Source organism: Aliihoeflea sp. (assembly GCF_052435475.1).
Classification (GTDB): Bacteria; Pseudomonadota; Alphaproteobacteria; order Rhizobiales; family Rhizobiaceae; genus Aliihoeflea.
Map to the genome: position 1 here is coordinate 1 of NZ_JBQVMV010000004.1, position 19,065 is coordinate 19,065.

Below are 19,065 nucleotides of genomic sequence, written 5' to 3' on the forward strand. Positions count from 1 at the left end.
AAACGCGCCCTCAAGCTCGCCTGAGGCAGCCGGACAACGCTCCCCCCATCGCCAAACCGCGGCCAAATCAATCGCCAATCCACGCCGCCGCACACCTGCGACCGCATCAAAGCAAGCGCGTCGGGAATTTCGCAACGATCCCCACAAGGGGAGGGATAAAGGGTGGGGGTAGCCTCGCGCTGACGGGACCGCTTTACGTCCGTATCGCGATGCGTTGCAGGACCGTATCCCGCATGGCGGAACGTTCAGCCGATATCCGGATCGACCGGCGCAGCGTCTCGGCTGCCTGTTCCGCCTCGAATTCGCTGCGGCCATGGACGAGGCCGAGCATCGCGCCCTTTTCCACTCGCTCGCCCGGCGTGACGATCCGCGTAATGCCGACGGTCGGGTCGACCTTGTCTTCCGCGCGTCGGCGCCCGCCGCCCAGTTCCACGACGGCAAGGCCGATATCGCGCGTGGCGATGTCCGCGATGAAGCCCGCCTCCCCGGCCAGGACCGGGCGTTCGACGGCAGCTTTCGGCAAATAGCCGTCCATCTTTTCGACGAAATCGGCCGGCCCGCCGAGTTCGTTCACCATGCGGCCGAAGCGCTCGGCCGCCGCACCCGATGCCAGCGCGTCCTGCGCCCGCGCCGTCGCTTCCTGCGGCGTCGATGCGATGCCGGACGACATCAACATTTCCGCCGCAAGCGCCAGCGTGACATCCTCAAGACGCCGGTCGCGATGCGCGCCGGTAAGGAATTCGACGGCGTTGCGCACCTCGACAGCATTGCCGGCCGCCGAGGCCAGCGGGGCGTTCATGTCGGTGATGAGCGCGGTCGTCGGCAGGCCGGCGCCGTTCGCCACCTCGACGAGGCTGGTCGCGAGTTCCGAGGCCCTGTCCAGCGAGGCCATGAAGGCGCCGTTGCCGCATTTGACGTCGAGCACCAGCGATTTCAGCCCGGCGGCGAGCTTCTTCGACAGGATCGAGGCGGTGATGAGCGGGACGGACTCGACCGTCGCGGTAATGTCGCGGATCGCGTAGAAGCGCTTGTCGGCGGGCGCGAGGTCCGCGGTCTGGCCGATGATCGCGCAGCCGGCCGCCTTGACGGTCCGGCGAAACAGCGCCTCATCCGGCTGCGAGCGGTAGCCGGGGATCGCATCCATCTTGTCGAGCGTGCCGCCGGTGTGGCCGAGACCGCGTCCGGAAATCATCGGGACATAGGCGCCGCACGCCGCCACAATGGGGGCCAGCATTAGCGAGACATTGTCGCCGACACCGCCGGTCGAATGTTTGTCGGTGACCGGGCCGGGCAGGTCCGACCAGTCGAGCACGTGGCCGGAATCGCGCATGGCGAGCGTCAACGAAACGGCCTCGTCGCGTGACATGCCGTTAAGATAGGTCGCCATGGCGAATGCGGCGACCTGGCCTTCGGTGAAGGTGTCTTTGGAGAGACCGTCGACGAAGGCGGAGATTTCGGCCGCGGAGAGTGCGATGCCGTCGCGTTTTTTGCGGATGATTTCCTGGGGGAGCATTCGTCAGGGCGCCAATCTCATAGGGATGCGCTCCGTCGCGCCCCCCTCTGTCCTGCCGGACATCTCCCCCGCATGGGGGGAGACTACGCGGTGTCGATGACGAGCATGATCTCCCCCCTCGCGGGGGAGATGGGCGGCAGCCCAGAGGGGGGCGCGAAGGATCGCGAGGCTACCCATCCAACGCCTCATCCGCAAACATCGCCTTGAAGATCGCCGCCAAGCGCTTGCCGCCCAAGGGCGCCATGTCTTTCGTTTCCTGATGCGACAATTCCCCGCCCGTCATGCCGGCGGCGAGGTTCGTCACCACCGAGCACGCCGCGACGCGAAGCCCCAAGAACCGCGCGAGGATGACTTCCGGCACGGTCGACATGCCCACCGCATCGGCGCCGAAGACGCGCGCCATGCGGATTTCGGCCGGTGTCTCGAAAGAGGGGCCGGAGAACCACATGTAGACGCCCTTGTGGAGTTCCGTCCCGGTCGTCTTCGCGGCGCGCTCGATCGCGGCGCGCAGGCCCGGATCGTAGGCTTCCGTCAGGCCGACGAAGCGGCGGTCGGTCTGTTCACCGAAGAGCGGATTGGTGCCGGAGAAGTTGATGTGGTCGGTGATCATCATCACCGAGCCGGGCGGCATCTCCTCGCGCAGCGAACCGGCCGCATTGGTAAGCAGCAGCCGGTCGATGCCGATGGCGGCCAGCGTTTCCAGGACGGGGCGCATGGCGGCGGCGTTGCCGTGCTCGTAATAGTGCGCGCGGCCGGCGAGCATCAACACCGGACGGCCGGAAAGGTCGCCGGCGACGATCTGGCCGGCATGGCCGGTGACGCCGCTCTGCGGAAAGCCGGGCAATTCGCCATAAGGGATGCGCACGGCGTTCTCGACCTCGTCGACGAGGCCGCCAAGGCCGGACCCGAGGACGAGCGCGATCTTCGGCGCGCGGCCGGCGAGACGTTCTTTCAGGCGGGCAGCGGCTTCGGTCATTTCAGCGTGTCTCCCTTGAAGCCGAAAGGCAGGATTTCGGCCATGGTGACCGTCTCGACGATGCCGTTCTGGTCGCAAAGATGCAGCTTGGTGTCCGGATCGGCGAACTCGGCGAGCCGCTGGCGGCAGCCGCCGCAGGGCGTGATGCGATCCATCTTTTCGGCGACAACGGCGATTTCAGCCAGCTTGCCGCCGCCGGCCATGACGTAATGCCCGAGCGCCGTCGTCTCGGCGCACCAGCCTTCTGGATAGGACGCGACCTCGATGTTCGCGCCGGTGAAGACGCGGCCATCGGTCGTCAGAAGCGCCGCGCCAACCGGGAATTTCGAATAGGGCGCATAGGCGTGCGCCATCGCCTCGCGGGCGGCGACGAAGAGGTCCTTCGACATCACCGCTCCTTCACATAAGGCACACCGCCGGCGCGCGGTGGGATGGCCTTGCCGATGAAGCCGGCGAGGAGGATGACGGTGAGCACATAGGGCAGCGCCTGCATGAACTGCGTCGGCACCGGCCCGATGATCGGCAGGGGCGAGCCCTGGAGGCGGATCGAGACGGCGTCGAGGAAGCCGAAGAGCAGGCAGGCGAACATCGCAGGCACCGGCTTCCATTTGGCGAAGATGAGCGCGGCGAGCGCGATATAGCCGCGGCCGGCCGTCATGTCCTTCACGAACCCCGCGCCAAGGCCCATCGAAAGATAGGCGCCGGCAAAGCCGCACAGGATGCCGGTGCAGATGACCGCGCGATAGCGCAGCCACGTGACCGAGATGCCGGCGGTGTCCACGGCGGCCGGGTTTTCGCCGACCGCACGCAGGCGAAGGCCGAAGCGCGTGCGGAACAGGACCCACCAGGTAAAGGCGACGGTGGCGAAGGCCAGGTAGACGAGCATCGAATGGCCCGAGATCAGCTCGTAATAGATATAGCCGACCACCGGGACTTCTCTCAGTTCCTGCGCAAAGGGCAGATGAACGCCGGTGAAGCGCGTTTCGGCGGAGAGCGACGGCGTGCGCCCGCCCTGCGCGAACCAGGCTTGGCCGAGAATGACGGTGGTGCCGGCGGCGATGAAGTTTATGGCGACGCCCGAGACGATCTGGTTGCCGCGATTGGTGATCGAGGCGAAGCCGTGGACGAGCGCCAGCGCGACCGAGACCATGACCGCGAAGCAAAGGCCGATCCAGGCCGACCCATAGACGGCGGCAGCGGCCGCACCGGCGAAGGCCGCCGCCAGCATCTTTCCCTCGAGGCCGATGTCGAACACGCCGGCGCGCTCGGAATAGAGCCCTGCAAGGCAGGCGAACATCAGCGGGATCGACAGGCGGACGGTGGAATCCAGGATCTGGATCAGGACGACGAAGGCTTGATCCATCTCAGGCTCCCTTCTGGCCGGCGGCTTCGCCGGCGCCCGAGCGCGGCGAGATCGAGGCGAACAGCGCCTGCAGGGACGGGCGGAACATGTGCTCCAGCGCCCCGGCGAAGAGGATCACCAGGCCTTGGATGATGATGATCATGTCGCGGCTGATCGAGGGCATCATGAAAGCGATTTCCGCGCCGCCCTGATAGAGCACGCCGAAGAGGATCGCGGCCGGGATGATGCCCGCAGGGTGCGAGCGGCCCATAAGCGCCACCGCGATGCCGACGAAGCCGGCGCCGGTGACGAAATCGAGCTGCAGCCGGTTGGCGTCGCCCATCACGGGATTCAGCGCCATCATGCCGGCGAGCGCGCCGGAAATCAGCATGGTGACGAGCACGATCCGCGTCTCGCCGATGCCGGCATAACGCGCCGCCTTGGGGCTGAAGCCTTGCGTGCGGATCTCGTAGCCGAGCTTGGTGCGCCAGATCAGGAGCCAGACGAGGAAGGCGGCGAGCAACGCCAGAAGGAAGGAGATGTTGAGCGGCGAGGAACGCACCGAGGCACCGAACCAGTCGAAGACGAAGTTCAGCTTCGGCAGTTGCCCGCCATCGAGGAAGGTGCGGGTCTGCGGCGACATCGAGCCGGCCGGTTTCAGGACGGTCGTCAGGAGATAGACCATCAGGCTGGCGGCGATGAAATTGAACATGATCGTCGTGATGACGATGTGCGAGCCGCGCTTGGCCTGCAGATAGGCGGGGATGAACGCCCAGAGCGCGCCGAGGCACGCCGCGCCGAGGATCGCCAGCGGGAAGTTGATCCACCAGGGCAGGATGCCGTCGAGCGACAGGCAGACGAGCGCGACGCCCAGCCCGCCGACATAGGCCTGCCCCTCGCCGCCGATGTTGAACAGCCCGCCATGGAAGGCGACCGCGACTGCGAGGCCGGTGAAGATGAAGCTGGTCGCATAATAGAGCGTGTAGGCGATGTTCTGCCCGCGCCCGAACGCGCCCTCGATCAGATAGGTGAACGCCTCGACCGGGCTTTCGCCGACCAGAAGCACCACGAGGCCCGCCACCGCAAAGGCGACGACGACGTTGATCAGTGGGATCAGCCCGTAATCGGCCCAGGCGGGCAATTTCGCATAAGGTACGCTCATTCGGCGGCCTCCTTGCCGTCGATGCCGGCCATCAGGAGGCCGAGTTCGCCTTCGGTCGCTTCGCCGGAGCGTTCGCCGACCACGCGGCCGTCGAACATCACCAGTATGCGGTCGGAGAGCGAGCGGATTTCGTCGAGCTCGACCGAGACGAGCAGGACCGCCCTGCCCTGGTCGCGCATGTCGATCAGCCGCCTGTGGATGAATTCGATCGCGCCGACGTCGACGCCGCGCGTCGGCTGGCCGATGATCAGAACGCCGGGGTCTTTTTCCATCTCGCGCGCCAGCACGATCTTCTGCTGGTTGCCGCCGGAGAAATTCGCCGTCTTCAGCCGCTCGTTGCCGGGGCGGATGTCATATTGCCCGATCTTTTTCTTCGCATCGGCGCGGATCGCCTCGATGTTGAGGAATGGGCCGTTCAGATATTCGGGCCGGTCGTGATAGCCGAGGATCGAATTCTCGTATTCCTCGAAGGGCAGGACGAGGCCGACATAGTGTCGATCCTCGGGCACATGGGCGAGGCCGCGGTCGCGCAGTTCGCCCGGATCGGCCACGCCGGTGACGTCGATCGGCTTGCCGTCGAGCATGACGGTGCCGGAGACGGCCGGGCGGATGCCGGAAATCGTCTCCAGAAGCTGCGACTGGCCGTTGCCGGCGACGCCTGCAATGCCGACGATCTCGCCGCCACGCACGTCGAAGGAGACGTTGTCGACGACCTTGACCCCGCGCGAATCCACGACGGTCAAATTGCGGACCGAAAGCTTGACGTCGCTGGGCCGGGCGTCGCCCTTTTCGACGCGCAGGAGGACGCGGCGGCCGACCATCAGTTCGGCCAGTTCCTCGACCGTCGTCTCGGCGGTCTTGCGCGTCGCGACGATCTGGCCCTGGCGCATGACCGAGACATTGTCGGTGATCGCCTTGATCTCGCGCAGCTTGTGCGTGATCAGCACCACCGTCTTACCCTCGGCGCGGAGCTGGGCGAGGATGCGGAAAAGGTGGTCGGCCTCGGCCGGCGTCAGCACGCCGGTCGGCTCGTCGAGAATGAGGATATCGGCGCCGCGGTAGAGCGCCTTCAGGATTTCGACACGCTGCTGCAGGCCGACGGGCAGGTCCTCGATGATCGCATCGGGATCGACGTCGAGGCCGTATTCCTTCTCCAGCCGCTTCAGTTCCGAGCGGGCCTTGGAAATGGAGGAATTGAGCAGCGCCTCGCCTTCGGCGCCGAGGATGATGTTTTCGAGCACCGTGAAATTCTGAACCAGCATGAAATGCTGGTGCACCATGCCGATGCCGAGCGCGATGGCGTGGTTGGAACTGGTGATCGCCACCGGCTTGCCGCCGACGCGGATTTCGCCGGAATCGGCCTGGTAGAAGCCGTAGAGGATCGACATCAGCGTCGATTTCCCGGCTCCGTTCTCGCCGACGATACCGTGAATGGTGCCGGCCTTGATGTTGAGGTCGATATCCTTGTTGGCATGAACAGGGCCGAAGCTCTTGTTGATGCCGACAAGTTCGATCGCAGCTTCGGACATGCAGGATTTCCGTCTGGACGCCTTGGTCAAACCTCGGAATTAGCATGAGCGCATCCGGCCTGCAAATGCGGGCAGTTGACGCTTTGTCACTCGACAAGCGCCGGACCGCTTGGCACTTTCGCGCCCATGACAGCAACACCCCTCTCCCCCTTCACGTTCAACACCACCGCATCGATCGTGTTCGAGCCCGGCAGTGCCGCGCGGCTCGGCGAGATCGCCGGCAAGCGCGTCGGCAGCCGCGTGCTGTTCGTCACCGATCCGGGTCTCCTCAAGATCGGTCTCGCTGACGCCGCCATCGCCTCGCTGAAAGCGGCCGCTGTGGAGGTCACGGTGTTTGGCGAGGTCGAGGCAGACCCGTCGCGCGCGACCTTGATGAAGGCTGTGGAGGCCGGCCGGGGCGCGAGCGGGGTGGTCGGCTTCGGCGGCGGCTCGTCGCTCGACGTCGCGAAGCTGGCCGCGCTGCTGCTCGGCTCGGGCGAAGACCTCAATGATGCCTGGGGCGTGGCGCAGGCCAAGGGGCCGCGGCTGCCGCTGGTCCTGATCCCGACAACTGCAGGGACGGGATCGGAGGTGACGCCGGTCTCCATCATCACGGTCGGCGAAGAGGAAAAGCGCGGCGTTTCAAGTGCGCTCATCCTGCCCGACATCGCGATCCTCGACGCGGACCTGACGCTCGGCCTGCCGCCGGCAATCACCGCCGCGACCGGCATCGACGCCATGGTCCATGCGATCGAGGCTTATGCCTCGAAGAGCGCCAACAACAATCCGCTGTCGAAGATGCTTGCGCGTGAAGCCCTGCGCCTCCTCGGCGCCAATATCGAAAAGGTGATCGCCAACGGGCAGGACCGCGACGCGCGCGGAGCGATGCTGCTCGGCTCGATGCTCGCCGGCCAGGCCTTCGCCAATTCGCCCGTCGCCGCCGTCCACGCGCTTGCCTATCCGATCGGCGGCACGTTCCACATTCCGCACGGCCTGTCGAACGCGCTCGTCCTGCCGCACGTCCTGCGCTTCAACGCGCCGGATGCGGCGCATCTTTACGCCGAGATCGCAGGCGACTGCTTTCCTGCGCTGAACGGCGAAGAAGGCGTCCAGGGGCGCTGCGCGGCCTTCATCGAGGAACTGGCGGAACTGTCGAAGCGCGTCGGGCTGCAGACTCGCTTGCGCGATGTGGGGATCGGCGAGGATGCGCTCGCTAAAATGGCGGCGGATGCGATGAAGCAGCAGCGCCTGCTGGTGAACAATCCGCGCAGCGTTTCGGAAGCTGATGCTCTGGCTATCTACCGGGCAGCGTGGTGAGGGGAATGGCGGAAATGACTGCGGGACAGCGCCCCCCTCTGCCCTGCCGGGCATCTCCCCCGCATGGGGGGAGATCACGCGGTGCCGTCGACGAGACTAATCTCCCCCCTCGCGGGGGAGATGCCCGGCAGGGCAGAGGGGGGCGCCATGGAGCGCCTCCATTTCCGACCCGCGAAACGAAAGCGAGCGCATGAATTTCATCCTGCGTGACTTGGAGAAGATCGTCTGCGTGGCGATCTTCGCGGCCATGACGGCCCTCGGCTTCGTCAACGTCGTCGTGCGTTACCTGACGAGCTATTCGCTGGCCTCGTCCGAGGAACTCCTGACCAATGGCTTCCTGCTCCTGACCGTCTTCGGCGCAGCGATCGCCGCGCGCACCGGCGATCACCTGGCCGTCACGCTTCTCTACGATCTTGTTCCCGCGCCGGTCCGCAAGGCCATCCTGCTGCTTGCCACGGTTCTTTCGGCGCTGCTTCTGGCGCTTTCGGCCTGGTTCTGCTGGCAGCTCGTCACCAACCAGATGTCGAGTGGCATCCGCTCCTACGCGTTGCAGATTCCGGCATGGTACTACAGCGTCGCCCTGCCCTTCGGCTTCGCCCTGATCCTGATCCGCTACCTGCAATATGCGCGCGACGCCTTTGCCGGGCGTGCGGAACCGGAGGCAGCCAATGGCTGAGATGATAGGTATCGACATGGGCCCGGGCACGCAGATGCTGCTCGTCTTCGTCGTGCTTCTGTTTCTGAAGGTTCCGGTCGCCTTCGCGCTCGGCCTGTCCTCGATCTATGCGATGTGGGTGCTGGGCTTCGGGCTCGACCTCGTCGGCGACCTGATCGCCACCGGCATCGCCAAGTTCTCGCTTCTCGCCATCCCCTTCTTCATCCTCGCCGGCACGCTGATGGGCGCGCTCGGCATCGCCGAGCGGATGATCCGCTTCTTCCGGGTGCTGATCGGCGGCCTGCCGGGCGGCATGGGCGTGGTGGGAACCGTCGTCTGCCTGTTCTGGGGCGCGGTCTCGGGTTCGGGCCCAGCATCCGTCGCGGCGATCGGCCCGCTGATCATCAAGGGCATGCACGAGGACGGCTATTCGCGCTCCTTCGCCGCCGGTCTCGTCTGCACCGGCGCAGCGCTGTCGATCGTCATCCCGCCCTCGATCGGCCTCGTCATCTACGGCGTCATCGCCGAGACCTCGATCTCGCAGCTTTTCATCGCCGCGATCATCCCCGGCCTCTTCCTCGGCGTGCTGATGCTGGCGACGCTGCCCTTCGCGAAGAAATCGTCGCCCGCGGGGGGCAGCCCGAGCGTCGAGGCGCTCATGCCGATGCCCGACGCCGGCCTGCCCTATGGAAAGCGCCTGTGGCGGTCCTTCATCGATTCCTTCTGGGGTCTGGTGACGCCGGTCGTCATCCTCGGCGGCATCTATTCGGGCGCCTTCACGCCGACCGAAGCGGCGATCGTCGCGACGGTCTATGCGATCCTCGTCGGCGGCCTTGCCTATCGCACGCTCTCGGTCGCCAAGCTCTACGAGGCGACCGTCGCGGCAAGTGCGTCGTCGGCCGTCGTCATGCTCGTCGTCGCCTACGCCAGCCTCTTCGGTTGGGTCGTCACGGTGGACGATTTGGTCGGCCAGTATTCGAGCGCGCTGCTGGGCCTTTCCGACAATCAATGGGTGATCCTCGCCGTCATCATGCTGATCCTGCTGATCGCCGGCATGTTCATGGACGCGATCACCATCATGTTCATCGCGCTGCCGATCTTCCTGCCGGTGTCGCGCGAACTCGGCTGGGACCCGGTCTGGTTCGGCGTGCTGGTGATGGTGAACCTCGCCATCGGCCTCTTCACCCCGCCGGTCGGCATCAATCTCTATGTCGCGGCCAACATCACCAAGCTGCCGCTGGAGCGGATCGCCTATGGTGCACTGCCGTTCCTTGTGACCTGCTCGATCGGCCTTGCGATCATCGCGGCCTTTCCGCAGATGTCGCAGTTCCTCGTCAATGTCCTAAGGTAATGAGCGTTTCCAATGGGTTGTAGGGCAGGCCAGAATGACGCAGGCACAATTGCATGGCTGCCATGCAATTTGTTGCATTGCACCATCCTGGCGGTGCTCCTATCTTCGGATTGTCAACGGCCAACCTCCTCCCTGGCCCGAGACAATGACTGCGGTGCACCTCCTCCCGCACCGCACGAAATCAGGCCCGTCGGATCTCCTCCCCCGACGGGCCTTCTTTTTTGCCGAAATTCCAGTCATGGCCGGCCGCTCTTCGGGGTGGCTCTCGCGCGCGTTCGCCTTTATGAACGGCGCCGACGCAAGATTGTGACCGTGCGCAGCCCTCGCAGCGATATTTCGTTGCCCGGTCGCGCGATGAGGAGATTCTGATGCCCCCCTACCGTTCCAGAACCACCACCCATGGCCGCAACATGGCCGGCGCGCGCGGCCTGTGGCGCGCGACGGGCATGAAGGATTCCGATTTCGGTAAGCCGATCATCGCGGTGGTAAACTCTTTCACGCCGTTCGTGCCGGGCCACGTCCACCTGAAGGATCTCGGCCAGCTCGTCGCGCGCGAGATCGAGGCGGCCGGCGGCGTCGCCAAGGAGTTCAACACCATCGCCGTCGACGACGGCATCGCGATGGGCCATGACGGCATGCTCTATTCGCTGCCGAGCCGCGAGATCATCGCCGATTCGGTCGAGTACATGGTCAACGCGCATTGCGCCGACGCCATGGTCTGCATCTCCAATTGCGACAAGATCACCCCCGGTATGCTGATGGCCTCGCTGCGCCTCAACATCCCGACCATCTTCGTTTCCGGCGGGCCGATGGAGGCCGGCAAGGTGAAGCTGTCGGACGGCAAGATCCACGCGCTCGACCTCGTCGATGCGATGGTCGCTGCCGCCGACGCCACGATGTCGGACGAGGACGTGGCCGTCATCGAGCGCTCCGCCTGCCCGACCTGCGGCTCGTGCTCGGGCATGTTCACCGCCAATTCGATGAACTGCCTGACCGAGGCGCTCGGCCTGTCGCTGCCCGGCAACGGCTCGACGCTCGCCACCCATGCCGACCGCAAGCGGCTGTTCCTCGAGGCCGGCCAGCGCATCGTCGGCCTCGCCAAGCGCTATTACGAGAGCGACGACGCGACCGCGGTGCCGCGCAACATCGCCTCGAAAGGCGCGTTCGAGAACGCGATGGCGCTCGACATCGCCATGGGCGGATCGACCAATACGGTGCTGCACATCCTCGCCGCCGCGCATGAGGGCGAGATCGACTTCACCATGGACGACATCGACCGGCTGTCGCGCAAGGTGCCGTGCCTGTCGAAGGTCGCGCCGGCGAAGTCGGACGTCCATATGGAAGACGTTCATCGCGCCGGCGGCATCATGGCGATCCTCGGCGAACTCGACCGCGCGGGGCTGATCCACCGCGACCTGCCGACCGTTCACGAGCCCACGCTCGGCGATGCGATCGACCGCTGGGACATCGCAGTGACCGACAATCCGGCCGCGCTCGAGCTTTTCTCGGCCGCGCCCGGCGGGGTGCCGACGCAGGTTGCGTTCAGCCAGAGCGCCCGTTGGAACGAACTCGACCTCGACCGTGAAAAGGGCGTCATCCGCGACGCGCAGCACCCGTTCTCCAAGGATGGTGGCCTCGCGGTGCTGAAGGGCAACGTCGCGCTCGACGGCTGCATCGTGAAGACCGCCGGCGTCGACGAATCGATCCTGAAATTCTCCGGGCCGGCGCGCGTCTTCGAAAGCCAGGACGACACCGTCAACGCGATCCTGACGAACAAGATCAATCCCGGTGACGTGGTGGTGATCCGCTATGAGGGACCGCGCGGCGGGCCGGGCATGCAGGAAATGCTCTACCCGACCAGCTATCTGAAGTCGAAGGGCCTCGGAAAGGCCTGTGCGCTCCTCACCGACGGCCGCTTTTCGGGCGGAACGTCGGGTCTGTCGATCGGCCACGTCTCGCCGGAAGCGGCCGAGGGCGGCACGATCGGGCTGGTGCGCGAGGGCGATCGGATCGAGATCGACATCCCGAACCGCACCATCCACCTTGTCGTCGACGATGCCGAACTGGAAGCGCGCCGCAAGGCGCAGGCCGCGGCCGGGTGGAAGCCGGCTGAGAAGCGCAAGCGCAACGTGACCCCGGCGCTGAAGGCTTACGCCGCCTTTGCGACGAGCGCCGCGAAAGGCGCGGTGCGGCAGGTGCCGGAGATCGACTGAACCAGCGCCGTGGCGGGCGACTTTCCTTTTGAAAGCCCGCCCGCCAGACGCTAGACGAAAAGCCCATGCCGGCGGGAGGATTTCGCACGGCACCGATTTCAAGGAACGACGCAGCCCGGAAGGCTGCGCCATCAACAGGGAGGACTACGCATGAACCTGACCAGGACCCGCCTCGCCGGGCTGACCGCGCTTCTGGCCGGCTCGCTTCTCGCCGGCTCGGCGCTGGCGCAGACCGAAGTGAAGCTCGGCTACGCGCTCGCCGTCGATTCGCATTACGGCGTCGCCGCCAACAAGTGGCAGGAAGTCGTCGAGGCCGGCACGGACGGCCGCTACACCTTCACCCATTTCCCCTCATCCGGCCTTGGCGGCGAGCGTGAAGTGCTCGAAGGCCTGCAGATCGGCACCGTCGAGGCGACGATCGTCTCCTCGGGCACGCTGTCGAACTTCGTGCCGGAAGCCGGCGTCTTCGACATTCCCTTCCTGTTCCGCAACCTCGAACATGCCCGCGCCGTGATGGATGGCGAGGTCGGCGACGAGCTTTTGACCAAGTTCGCCGATGCCGGCATGATCGCAATCGCCTGGGGCGAACAGGGCTTCCGCCACATCACCAACAATCGCGGCGCGATCGACGGCCCGGACGACATGGCCGGCCTGAAGCTGCGCACGATGGAAAACCCGGTCCACATCACCGCCTTCGAGACGCTGGGCGCGGCGCCGACCCCGATGGCCTGGCCCGAAGTGATCGGCGCGCTGCAGCAGGGCACGATCGACGGACAGGAAAACCCGCTCTCGGTCATCACCTCCGCCAAGCTTTCGGAAGTGCAAAAGCACCTGACGCTGTCCGGCCACGTCTATTCGCCGGCCATGCTGCTCGTCTCGCCGGATCTGTGGAACGCCATGTCGGACGAGGACAAGGCCGTCTTCACCGATGGCGCGACCCAGGCCGTCGCTGCGATGCGCGGCTTCGTCGACGAGGTCGAGGCGAGCGGCGTCGAGGAACTGCGTGCCGCGGGAATGGAAGTCGGCGAACTCTCCGACGAGCAGAAGGCGCAGTTCCAGGAAGCGCTGGCGACCGCCTATGAGCAGTATTACGGCCAGTACGACCGCGCCCTGATCGAAAAGATCACCGCGGTCGAATAAAGCCCGTGCATCGACCGGGCCGGCTCCGGCCGGCCCGGCTTTCACCCTTGTAGGGATGCGCCCATGCGGACCGCCGAAAAGATCTTCGTCGAAGCGAACAAATGGGCGCTCGTCCTGATCCTCGCCGCCATGTCGGCCATCGTCTTCGCCAACGTCACGCTGCGCTACACGACCAATTTCTCGATCGTCTGGGCCGAGGAGGTCGCGCGCTATCTGATGGTGTGTATGACGTTTCTCGGCGCGGGCCTGGCGCTGCGCACCGGCGGCCTCGTCGCAATCACCAATCTGCATGACGCCATGCCCGACAAGCCGCAGCGTGCGCTGCGTGCCATCATCGTCGCCGGCCTCCTGGTCTTTTTCGCGGTGATGATCTGGGTCGGCTATTCCTATGCGCTGCGCATGCGCTTTCAGATGACGCCTGCGACCCGCATCCCCTTCTCGGCCATCTATGCGGCAATGCCGATCGGCTTCGCGCTGATGACGATTCATCTCCTGCTCATCGCCCGCCGCTTCGTCGGCGACAACGCCTTCGACCGCATCGCCGGCGTCGACGAAAACTCGGCTGCCGGTGGCTGACGCATCATGACCACGATCCTCTTCTCCTCTTTCCTGATCCTCCTCGTCATCGGCTTTCCGATCGCCTTCGTGCTGGCGATCTCCGCCTTCCTGGCCGTCGCCTTCGGCTCGAACTATCCGATGCTCGTCATCGTCAAGGAGATGTTCTCGGGGCTCGATTCCTTCCCGCTGATGGCGGTGCCGTTCTTCGTGCTGGCGGCAGAGCTGATGACAGGCGGCGCGATGACGATGGTGCTGCTGCGCTTCGCGGCACAGTTCGTCGGCCATCTGCGCGGCGGGCTCGGCTACGCCAACGTCATGTCGTCGGCGATGTTCTCGGGCATTTCGGGCTCGGCGCTCGCCGACGCCGCCGGACCCGGCGCGATGATGACGCGGATGATGGAACGGAGCGGCTACGACAAGGCATATGCCGGCGCGCTGACCGCATCCTCCGCCGTCATGGGGCCGATCATCCCGCCATCGATCATCATGATCATCTACGCGCTGCAGGTGCAGGAAGTGTCGGTGGGCGGGCTCTTCGTTGCTGGCATCGTGCCCGGCCTCATCATCGCACTGGCACTGTGCGGGACCAATTTCCTCGTCAGCCGCAGGCGCGGCTACAAGAGCGACGAGCCGCGCCCGCCGGTGCGCGACATGATCCGCACGACCATCCACGCCATCCCCGCCCTGCTCCTGATCGTGATCATCATCGGCGGTATCCGCTTCGGCGTCTTCACGCCGACGGAGGCGTCCGTCGTCGCGGTGTTCTATGCGCTTTTGTGCGGCATGTTCGTCTACCGCACGCTGAAGATCCGCGCCTTGCCTGAGATCATCCTGCGCGCCGCGCTGGTCAGCGTGTCGGTCCTGCTGATCCTCGCGGCCGCGCGCGCATTTGCCTGGGTACTGATCATCCAGAGCGTGCCTCAGACGCTCGCCGCCGCCATCATCGCGATGGAACTGTCGCCGATCGTCTTCCTGCTCGCCGTCAACGTGCTGCTGCTCGCCTTCGGCCTGTTCATGGACCCGCTGCCGGGCGTCATGGTGCTGGTGCCGATCCTGGCGCCGATCGCGACGACGCTCGGCATCGACCCGACCCATTTCGCCATCGTCGTGATTCTCAACCTGACGATCGGCCTGATCACGCCGCCCGTGGGGAGCCTCCTTTTCGTCGTCTCATCGGCGGTCGACCTGAAGGTCAGCCGGCTGGTACGGGAGATGCCGCCCTTTCTCGCGACGCATCTGATCGTGCTCCTGCTGATCACATTCATCCCGGCTCTCTCGACCTGGGCGCCGCGCGTGAGCGGATTTTGATCGCCGTCACCATTTCGCCATCTTGACGGGAACTTAATTTCACGGAAAGCATTACAACGACATAAAGCGTGAAATGGCGCGAGGAGGCTTCATGACCGCGACGAACGTCCAGTTTCCCGAACCCGTCGTGCTGCGAACCGGCGACCGCGTGCTCGAAATCCGCGATGCCATGCAGGCGGCACAGACGCTCGCCGAGGCGTGGCCGGCGACGCGGGGCAAATGGTATCATGCCGCCAATCGCGCCTGCCGCAGCGCGGTCAGGGGCGAGACATCGCCGCAGCTTGCGCGCAACATGTTCGCCCAGGCAGTCGACGAATCGCGCCTCGGCGCCTGATTGAAGCGGATGACAGATTGCCGCGGATGATTTTGCATGGCTTCCATGCAATTTTTTCGATTGCCGAAATAAATGACCGATCCTAGATAAGGGAGGTCGACGGATCGACCTCCTCCCCGATCCCGAGACGTCGGCGACGCACCTCCTCCCGCGTCGCCTGGAAATCGGCCCGCCGGACCTCCTCCCCCGGCGGGCCTTTTTTGTGCGCGGCCCGCGGCGCGGCTTACGCCCTCTTAAGGGTCTGCCGACATAATCGCGGCATGGCACGACGCAGAAAATCGAAGTCCGGGAAATGGATCGTCACCGGCGCGCTCACGGCAGCGCTGGCGGGCGGGGCCTATCTCTGGCTCGGCGACGACGCGGCGCGACGGTTGCACGATGCGGCGCAAAAGCCACCGGCGAAGATCGAGCGGCCGGTGGAGAAGAAGGCGGTGCGACCGCCGGCGAAGGTTCAGCGTGCGGCGCTGCCGAAAGCTTCCGTCAGACAAGGGCCGAAGCCGGTGGCGCCGGTCTCTATGCCCGTCGACCGGCCACGCAAGACTGCCGTCCCGAGGCCATCCCTGGCCGTCGGGAACTAGCGCGGCGGGCATTCTGGCGAATGCCGCGATGCCGCCCTAGTATTCTTTTCCAGCCGCATTTGTGCGACGCCGGACGATACCGTCCGGCTGCAAAATGCTAGTCCGCGTTTTCCTCGATCTTTTCCATATCGTCGTCCGACAGGCCGAAATGATGGCCGATCTCATGGATCAGGACATGGCTGACGATGTCGCCCAGCGTTTCCTCATTCTCCGACCAGTAATCGAGAATGGCGCGGCGGTAGAGGGTGATGCGGTTCGGGCCTTCGCCCGATTGCGGGTTCCAGCGCTCGGCGATGCCCTTGCCCTCGAACAGGCCGAGCAGGTCGAACGGCGTTTCGAGCGCCAGATCGTCCATGGTCTCGTCGGTCGGAAATTCCGCGATGAGAATGACGATCTCGCCCGTCAGTTGCCTGAAGGTTTCCGGAAGGTGTGCGTAGGTTTCCAGCGCCAGCAGTTCGAACTCTTCCAGCGAGGGGGAGAGCTGATCGTGCCAGGCGCGCGTTTTGTAGATGCGGCCCATGCAGCGCCATATAGACCTTTTGCAGGCCGATTTCGACCCCCGCCGGAAATCAGCGCCGTTCGTCGTCCTCGAGCGTCCGCGCCTCCGACGGCAGCATGACCGCGATGCCGTCGCGGATCGGATAGGCAAGCCGCGCATGGCGCGAGACGAGCTCCTGTCGCGCCTCGTCATATTCGAGGCCGCCCTTGGTCAACGGGCAGACCAGAAGCTCCAGCAGCTTCGGATCGGTGAGGCGGCTGCGGACGGGGGGATGGGTCGTCACTGGAGGCTCCCGCCGCCCAGATCCCCGTCGCGCGCGAGCGCCATCTCGGTGATCGCGATCAGCGTCTCGGCGCGGGTCTTGAGGTCCGGCGCTTCGAGCAGCGCCTGCTTTTCCGCCGCGCCATAAGGCGCCATCATCGACAGCGCGTTGACCAGCGAACGGTTTTCGGCCCGCCGGATCGAATCCCAATCCGCCTCGAGGTCGTTCGCCTGCAGATAGGCCTGGAATGCGCGCAGCAGCGCGGGACGGTCGAGTTCGCTCGTGTCCGACGCCTCGTCGAGATCGGCGACGAAGGGCAGGATGCGGCACTGGCGGTAGGCGGTCTTGACATGCGCCTCGTGGTCGAGCCGAAAGCGGCAGACGCCCTGGAGCGAGATCAGGTAGCGGCCGTCCCCCGTCTCGGCGAAGGATGTCAGCCGGCCAAGGCAGCCGACTTCGCAAAGCTGCGGTTCGCCATCCTCGCGCAGGCTTCCGTCGAGCGCGGGCTGGATCATGCCGACGAGGCGGCTCTTCGACAGGATCGCGTCGATCATCGCCAGATAGCGCGGCTCGAAGATGTTGAGCGGCATGCGCCCGCCCGGCAGGAGCAGTGCGCCGGCGAGCGGAAACACCGGCACCATCTCCGGTATGTCCCTCGCGCTGCGATAACGTGCGTTTCCCGCCTGCACGGCTGCTCCCTCATTGGCCCGGGCCGGTTCCACTCGGCCGGTTCCGCTTCCACGATTTATGTGGTGCAGCGGCGGTGAACCTCAAGGGCCGGTGGATCAGGAGAAGAGCACGGAGGAGAGCTTGCGCCGCGCGGCAAGCGTCGCCGGGTCGGTCATGCCCCAGGCCTCGAAGAACTTGAGGAGCTGCGCCCGCGCGCCGTCCTCACGCCATTCGCGGTCCGCCTTGACGATGGCGAGCAGCGAATCGGTCGCCGCCGCCCGGTCACCGCGCGCGTTCTGGATCAAAGCGAGGTCGAAACGCGCCTCGTGATCGGCGGGATCGGCGGCGAGCCGGCGTTCGAGCGCTTCAGGGTCGCCGAGCCCGGCGACCTGCTCGTCGAGGTCGAGCCGGGCCTTGATGGCGAGCATGTCGGCATGGCCGGCCTTGTCGGCGGGAACCTGTTCGAGCACCGACAGCGCATCGTCCTTCTGGCCGGCGTCGAGGAGAAGCGTCGCGAGCGCGGCGCTGGCCTGCGGATGGCCGGGCTCCTCGGCGAGAACGGCCGAATAGATGCCGACCGCGCCCTGCAGATCGCCCGCCGCGCGTGCCTCGCCGGCCGCCGCCAGCGCGTCCTCGATCGCCGCGCCGGCATTGCCCGGGCCGGCCACCTTGTCGATGAACTCGACGATCTTGCTTTCCGGCACCGCGCCCATGAAGCCGTCGACCGGCTGGCCGTCCTTGAAGGCGATGACGGCGGGGATCGACTGGATGCCGAGCTGGCCGGCGATCGACGGGTGATCGTCGATGTTCATCTTGACGAGCTTGACCCGTCCTTTGGCTGCCGCAACGACCTTTTCGAGCGCCGGCTGGAGCTGCTTGCAAGGCCCGCACCATGGCGCCCAGAAATCGACGAGAACGGGCTGCTTGCGCGATTCCTGCACGACGTCGGTACCGAAGCTTGCGGTCGTCGTGTCCTTGATCAACCCGTCGGCCGGCGCGGCTTGGGAGCCGACGAGGCCGGCGCCCCCTTCCATGGAGGCGGCGAAGGCGGGCTGGGCGGGATCGCGGTGCATGGGAACTGTCCTTTCAAGATAAGCGGGCGCGGCGCGGCGTGTCGTCAATGTGGCGAAACGGCCGAAACATTCAAGATCAACGGCTCATGTCCGGTGGCGCGCAGGAATTTGACGAGGTCGTCGGCGCGGATCGAGGTGGTGGCGGTATTGACCAGCGGATGGGCGTTGATCGTCTCATGCGCCATCAGCGCGGCATCGAGAACGAAGGTGACGTTCCCGCCCGCATCGTTGATCGCGCCGAAGGCCGTCACCGCGCCGGGAATGACGCCGAGATACTCCATCAGCTTCTCCGGCTTGCCGAACGAGACGCGCGACGACGCGCCGATGACGTGGTGGACCTGCTTCAGGTCGACCTCGGCGGTCTCTTCGACCGTCAGGAGAAAGAACCGGTCCTTCTTGTCCTTGAGGAAGAGGTTCTTGGTGTGCCCGCCCGCGATCTGCCCGCGCAGCGACTGCGATTCATCGACGGTGAAGAGCGGGGGATGCTCGACGGTCTCGACCGAAATGCCGAGTTCGGCAAGCATGTTGAAGAGATCGTCCTGTGTCTTCGGCATGGGAGCTCGCAAGGGGAGTTCGAGATGCGTCCTCATAGTCGGCGAGGCTCCGT

The 19,065-nt window shown here is 65.6% G+C and carries 20 protein-coding genes; 9 read left to right on the forward strand and 11 right to left on the reverse strand.

The annotated features are described in order from the left end of the window. Positions 1-193 precede the first annotated feature (193 nt). The 6 genes from deoA to ACT6QU_RS06910 all read right to left on the reverse strand — a co-directional run bounded on the left by deoA (position 194) and on the right by ACT6QU_RS06910 (position 6,522). A complete protein-coding gene (gene deoA / locus ACT6QU_RS06885; protein WP_444565919.1) occupies positions 194-1,513 on the reverse strand; it encodes a thymidine phosphorylase in 1,320 nt (439 codons plus the stop codon). 169 nt (positions 1,514-1,682) lie between these two features. Continuing rightward, positions 1,683-2,489 carry a purine-nucleoside phosphorylase gene (locus ACT6QU_RS06890; RefSeq protein WP_444565920.1) on the reverse strand — a complete coding sequence of 269 codons (807 nt, stop codon included), beginning with the start codon at positions 2,487-2,489 and terminating at the stop codon, positions 1,683-1,685. Next, entirely contained in the window at positions 2,486-2,878 is a 393-nt protein-coding gene (cdd, locus tag ACT6QU_RS06895; protein ID WP_444565921.1) for a cytidine deaminase, read from the reverse strand. Before cdd ends, ACT6QU_RS06890 begins: the two co-directional genes overlap by 4 nt. Further along, positions 2,878-3,852: an ABC transporter permease gene (locus ACT6QU_RS06900; RefSeq protein WP_444565922.1), complete on the reverse strand. Its 975-nt coding sequence runs from the start codon at positions 3,850-3,852 to the stop codon at positions 2,878-2,880. The genes cdd and ACT6QU_RS06900 overlap by 1 nt, the downstream gene beginning before the upstream one ends. A gap of 1 nt (position 3,853) precedes the next feature. Continuing rightward, positions 3,854-4,993, reverse strand: a complete 1,140-nt coding sequence (locus tag ACT6QU_RS06905) for an ABC transporter permease (protein ID WP_444565923.1) — start codon at positions 4,991-4,993, stop codon at positions 3,854-3,856. Beyond that, positions 4,990-6,522: an ABC transporter ATP-binding protein gene (locus tag ACT6QU_RS06910; RefSeq protein WP_444565924.1), complete on the reverse strand. Its 1,533-nt coding sequence runs from the start codon at positions 6,520-6,522 to the stop codon at positions 4,990-4,992. Before ACT6QU_RS06910 ends, ACT6QU_RS06905 begins: the two co-directional genes overlap by 4 nt. Before the next feature lie 126 nt (positions 6,523-6,648). Here ACT6QU_RS06910 and ACT6QU_RS06915 point away from each other — a divergent pair, with 126 nt between their 5' ends. From ACT6QU_RS06915 to ACT6QU_RS06955, 9 genes are all read left to right on the forward strand, one after another. Continuing rightward, the gene (locus ACT6QU_RS06915; protein ID WP_444565925.1) at positions 6,649-7,818 is read left to right on the forward strand and encodes an iron-containing alcohol dehydrogenase; all 1,170 of its coding nucleotides are present in this window, start codon (positions 6,649-6,651) and stop codon (positions 7,816-7,818) included. A gap of 190 nt (positions 7,819-8,008) precedes the next feature. After that, positions 8,009-8,494: a TRAP transporter small permease gene (locus ACT6QU_RS06920; protein ID WP_444563454.1), complete on the forward strand. Its 486-nt coding sequence runs from the start codon at positions 8,009-8,011 to the stop codon at positions 8,492-8,494. Further along, a complete protein-coding gene (locus tag ACT6QU_RS06925; RefSeq protein ID WP_444563455.1) occupies positions 8,487-9,824 on the forward strand; it encodes a TRAP transporter large permease in 1,338 nt (445 codons plus the stop codon). The genes ACT6QU_RS06920 and ACT6QU_RS06925 overlap by 8 nt, the downstream gene beginning before the upstream one ends. A 368-nt stretch (positions 9,825-10,192) precedes the next feature. Then, positions 10,193-12,037: a dihydroxy-acid dehydratase gene (gene ilvD / locus ACT6QU_RS06930; RefSeq protein ID WP_444836866.1), complete on the forward strand. Its 1,845-nt coding sequence runs from the start codon at positions 10,193-10,195 to the stop codon at positions 12,035-12,037. A gap of 150 nt (positions 12,038-12,187) precedes the next feature. Further along, positions 12,188-13,177: a TRAP transporter substrate-binding protein gene (locus tag ACT6QU_RS06935; RefSeq protein ID WP_444563457.1), complete on the forward strand. Its 990-nt coding sequence runs from the start codon at positions 12,188-12,190 to the stop codon at positions 13,175-13,177. Between the two features lie 63 nt (positions 13,178-13,240). Further along, complete coding sequence (locus ACT6QU_RS06940; RefSeq protein WP_444563458.1) at positions 13,241-13,753, forward strand: TRAP transporter small permease; 513 nt, start codon at positions 13,241-13,243, stop codon at positions 13,751-13,753. Positions 13,754-13,759: 6 nt separating this feature from the next. Next, a complete protein-coding gene (locus ACT6QU_RS06945; RefSeq protein ID WP_444563459.1) occupies positions 13,760-15,043 on the forward strand; it encodes a TRAP transporter large permease in 1,284 nt (427 codons plus the stop codon). Between the two features lie 91 nt (positions 15,044-15,134). Next, complete coding sequence (locus ACT6QU_RS06950) at positions 15,135-15,377, forward strand: DUF982 domain-containing protein (protein WP_444563460.1); 243 nt, start codon at positions 15,135-15,137, stop codon at positions 15,375-15,377. 260 nt (positions 15,378-15,637) lie between these two features. After that, positions 15,638-15,955: a hypothetical protein gene (locus tag ACT6QU_RS06955; RefSeq protein WP_444563461.1), complete on the forward strand. Its 318-nt coding sequence runs from the start codon at positions 15,638-15,640 to the stop codon at positions 15,953-15,955. 97 nt (positions 15,956-16,052) lie between these two features. Here ACT6QU_RS06955 and ACT6QU_RS06960 read toward each other — a convergent pair whose 3' ends face one another. The 5 genes from ACT6QU_RS06960 to ACT6QU_RS06980 form a co-directional block, all read right to left on the reverse strand. Continuing rightward, entirely contained in the window at positions 16,053-16,475 is a 423-nt protein-coding gene (locus ACT6QU_RS06960) for a metallopeptidase family protein (protein WP_444563462.1), read from the reverse strand. A 49-nt stretch (positions 16,476-16,524) separates the two neighbouring features. Continuing rightward, a complete protein-coding gene (locus ACT6QU_RS06965) occupies positions 16,525-16,737 on the reverse strand; it encodes a Trm112 family protein (protein ID WP_444563463.1) in 213 nt (70 codons plus the stop codon). Then, on the reverse strand, positions 16,734-17,405 hold the full coding sequence (locus ACT6QU_RS06970) for an LON peptidase substrate-binding domain-containing protein (protein ID WP_024588257.1): 672 nt from the start codon (positions 17,403-17,405) through the stop codon (positions 16,734-16,736). The genes ACT6QU_RS06965 and ACT6QU_RS06970 overlap by 4 nt, the downstream gene beginning before the upstream one ends. Positions 17,406-17,501: 96 nt before the next feature. After that, positions 17,502-18,458 (reverse strand): thioredoxin, encoded by a 957-nt coding sequence (trxA, locus tag ACT6QU_RS06975; protein ID WP_444563464.1) that lies wholly within the window; start codon positions 18,456-18,458, stop codon positions 17,502-17,504. Between the two features lie 44 nt (positions 18,459-18,502). Beyond that, positions 18,503-19,012 carry a prolyl-tRNA synthetase associated domain-containing protein gene (locus ACT6QU_RS06980; RefSeq protein WP_444563465.1) on the reverse strand — a complete coding sequence of 170 codons (510 nt, stop codon included), beginning with the start codon at positions 19,010-19,012 and terminating at the stop codon, positions 18,503-18,505. Positions 19,013-19,065: the final 53 nt, after the last annotated feature.

Excerpts from the sequence above, each read along its gene's own strand:
- deoA (WP_444565919.1), bottom strand. The coding sequence starts at position 1,513 with ATGCTCCCCCAGGAAATCATCCGCAAAAAACGCGACGGCATCGCACTC.
- ACT6QU_RS06890 (WP_444565920.1), bottom strand. The coding sequence starts at position 2,489 with ATGACCGAAGCCGCTGCCCGCCTGAAAGAACGTCTCGCCGGCCGCGCG.
- cdd (WP_444565921.1), bottom strand. The coding sequence starts at position 2,878 with ATGTCGAAGGACCTCTTCGTCGCCGCCCGCGAGGCGATGGCGCACGCC.
- ACT6QU_RS06900 (WP_444565922.1), bottom strand. The coding sequence starts at position 3,852 with ATGGATCAAGCCTTCGTCGTCCTGATCCAGATCCTGGATTCCACCGTC.
- ACT6QU_RS06905 (WP_444565923.1), bottom strand. The coding sequence starts at position 4,993 with ATGAGCGTACCTTATGCGAAATTGCCCGCCTGGGCCGATTACGGGCTG.
- ACT6QU_RS06910 (WP_444565924.1), bottom strand. The coding sequence starts at position 6,522 with ATGTCCGAAGCTGCGATCGAACTTGTCGGCATCAACAAGAGCTTCGGC.
- ACT6QU_RS06915 (WP_444565925.1), top strand. The coding sequence starts at position 6,649 with ATGACAGCAACACCCCTCTCCCCCTTCACGTTCAACACCACCGCATCG.
- ACT6QU_RS06920 (WP_444563454.1), top strand. The coding sequence starts at position 8,009 with ATGAATTTCATCCTGCGTGACTTGGAGAAGATCGTCTGCGTGGCGATC.
- ACT6QU_RS06925 (WP_444563455.1), top strand. The coding sequence starts at position 8,487 with ATGGCTGAGATGATAGGTATCGACATGGGCCCGGGCACGCAGATGCTG.
- ilvD (WP_444836866.1), top strand. The coding sequence starts at position 10,193 with ATGCCCCCCTACCGTTCCAGAACCACCACCCATGGCCGCAACATGGCC.
- ACT6QU_RS06935 (WP_444563457.1), top strand. The coding sequence starts at position 12,188 with ATGAACCTGACCAGGACCCGCCTCGCCGGGCTGACCGCGCTTCTGGCC.
- ACT6QU_RS06940 (WP_444563458.1), top strand. The coding sequence starts at position 13,241 with ATGCGGACCGCCGAAAAGATCTTCGTCGAAGCGAACAAATGGGCGCTC.
- ACT6QU_RS06945 (WP_444563459.1), top strand. The coding sequence starts at position 13,760 with ATGACCACGATCCTCTTCTCCTCTTTCCTGATCCTCCTCGTCATCGGC.
- ACT6QU_RS06950 (WP_444563460.1), top strand. The coding sequence starts at position 15,135 with ATGACCGCGACGAACGTCCAGTTTCCCGAACCCGTCGTGCTGCGAACC.
- ACT6QU_RS06955 (WP_444563461.1), top strand. The coding sequence starts at position 15,638 with ATGGCACGACGCAGAAAATCGAAGTCCGGGAAATGGATCGTCACCGGC.
- ACT6QU_RS06960 (WP_444563462.1), bottom strand. The coding sequence starts at position 16,475 with ATGGGCCGCATCTACAAAACGCGCGCCTGGCACGATCAGCTCTCCCCC.
- trxA (WP_444563464.1), bottom strand. The coding sequence starts at position 18,458 with ATGCACCGCGATCCCGCCCAGCCCGCCTTCGCCGCCTCCATGGAAGGG.
- ACT6QU_RS06980 (WP_444563465.1), bottom strand. The coding sequence starts at position 19,012 with ATGCCGAAGACACAGGACGATCTCTTCAACATGCTTGCCGAACTCGGC.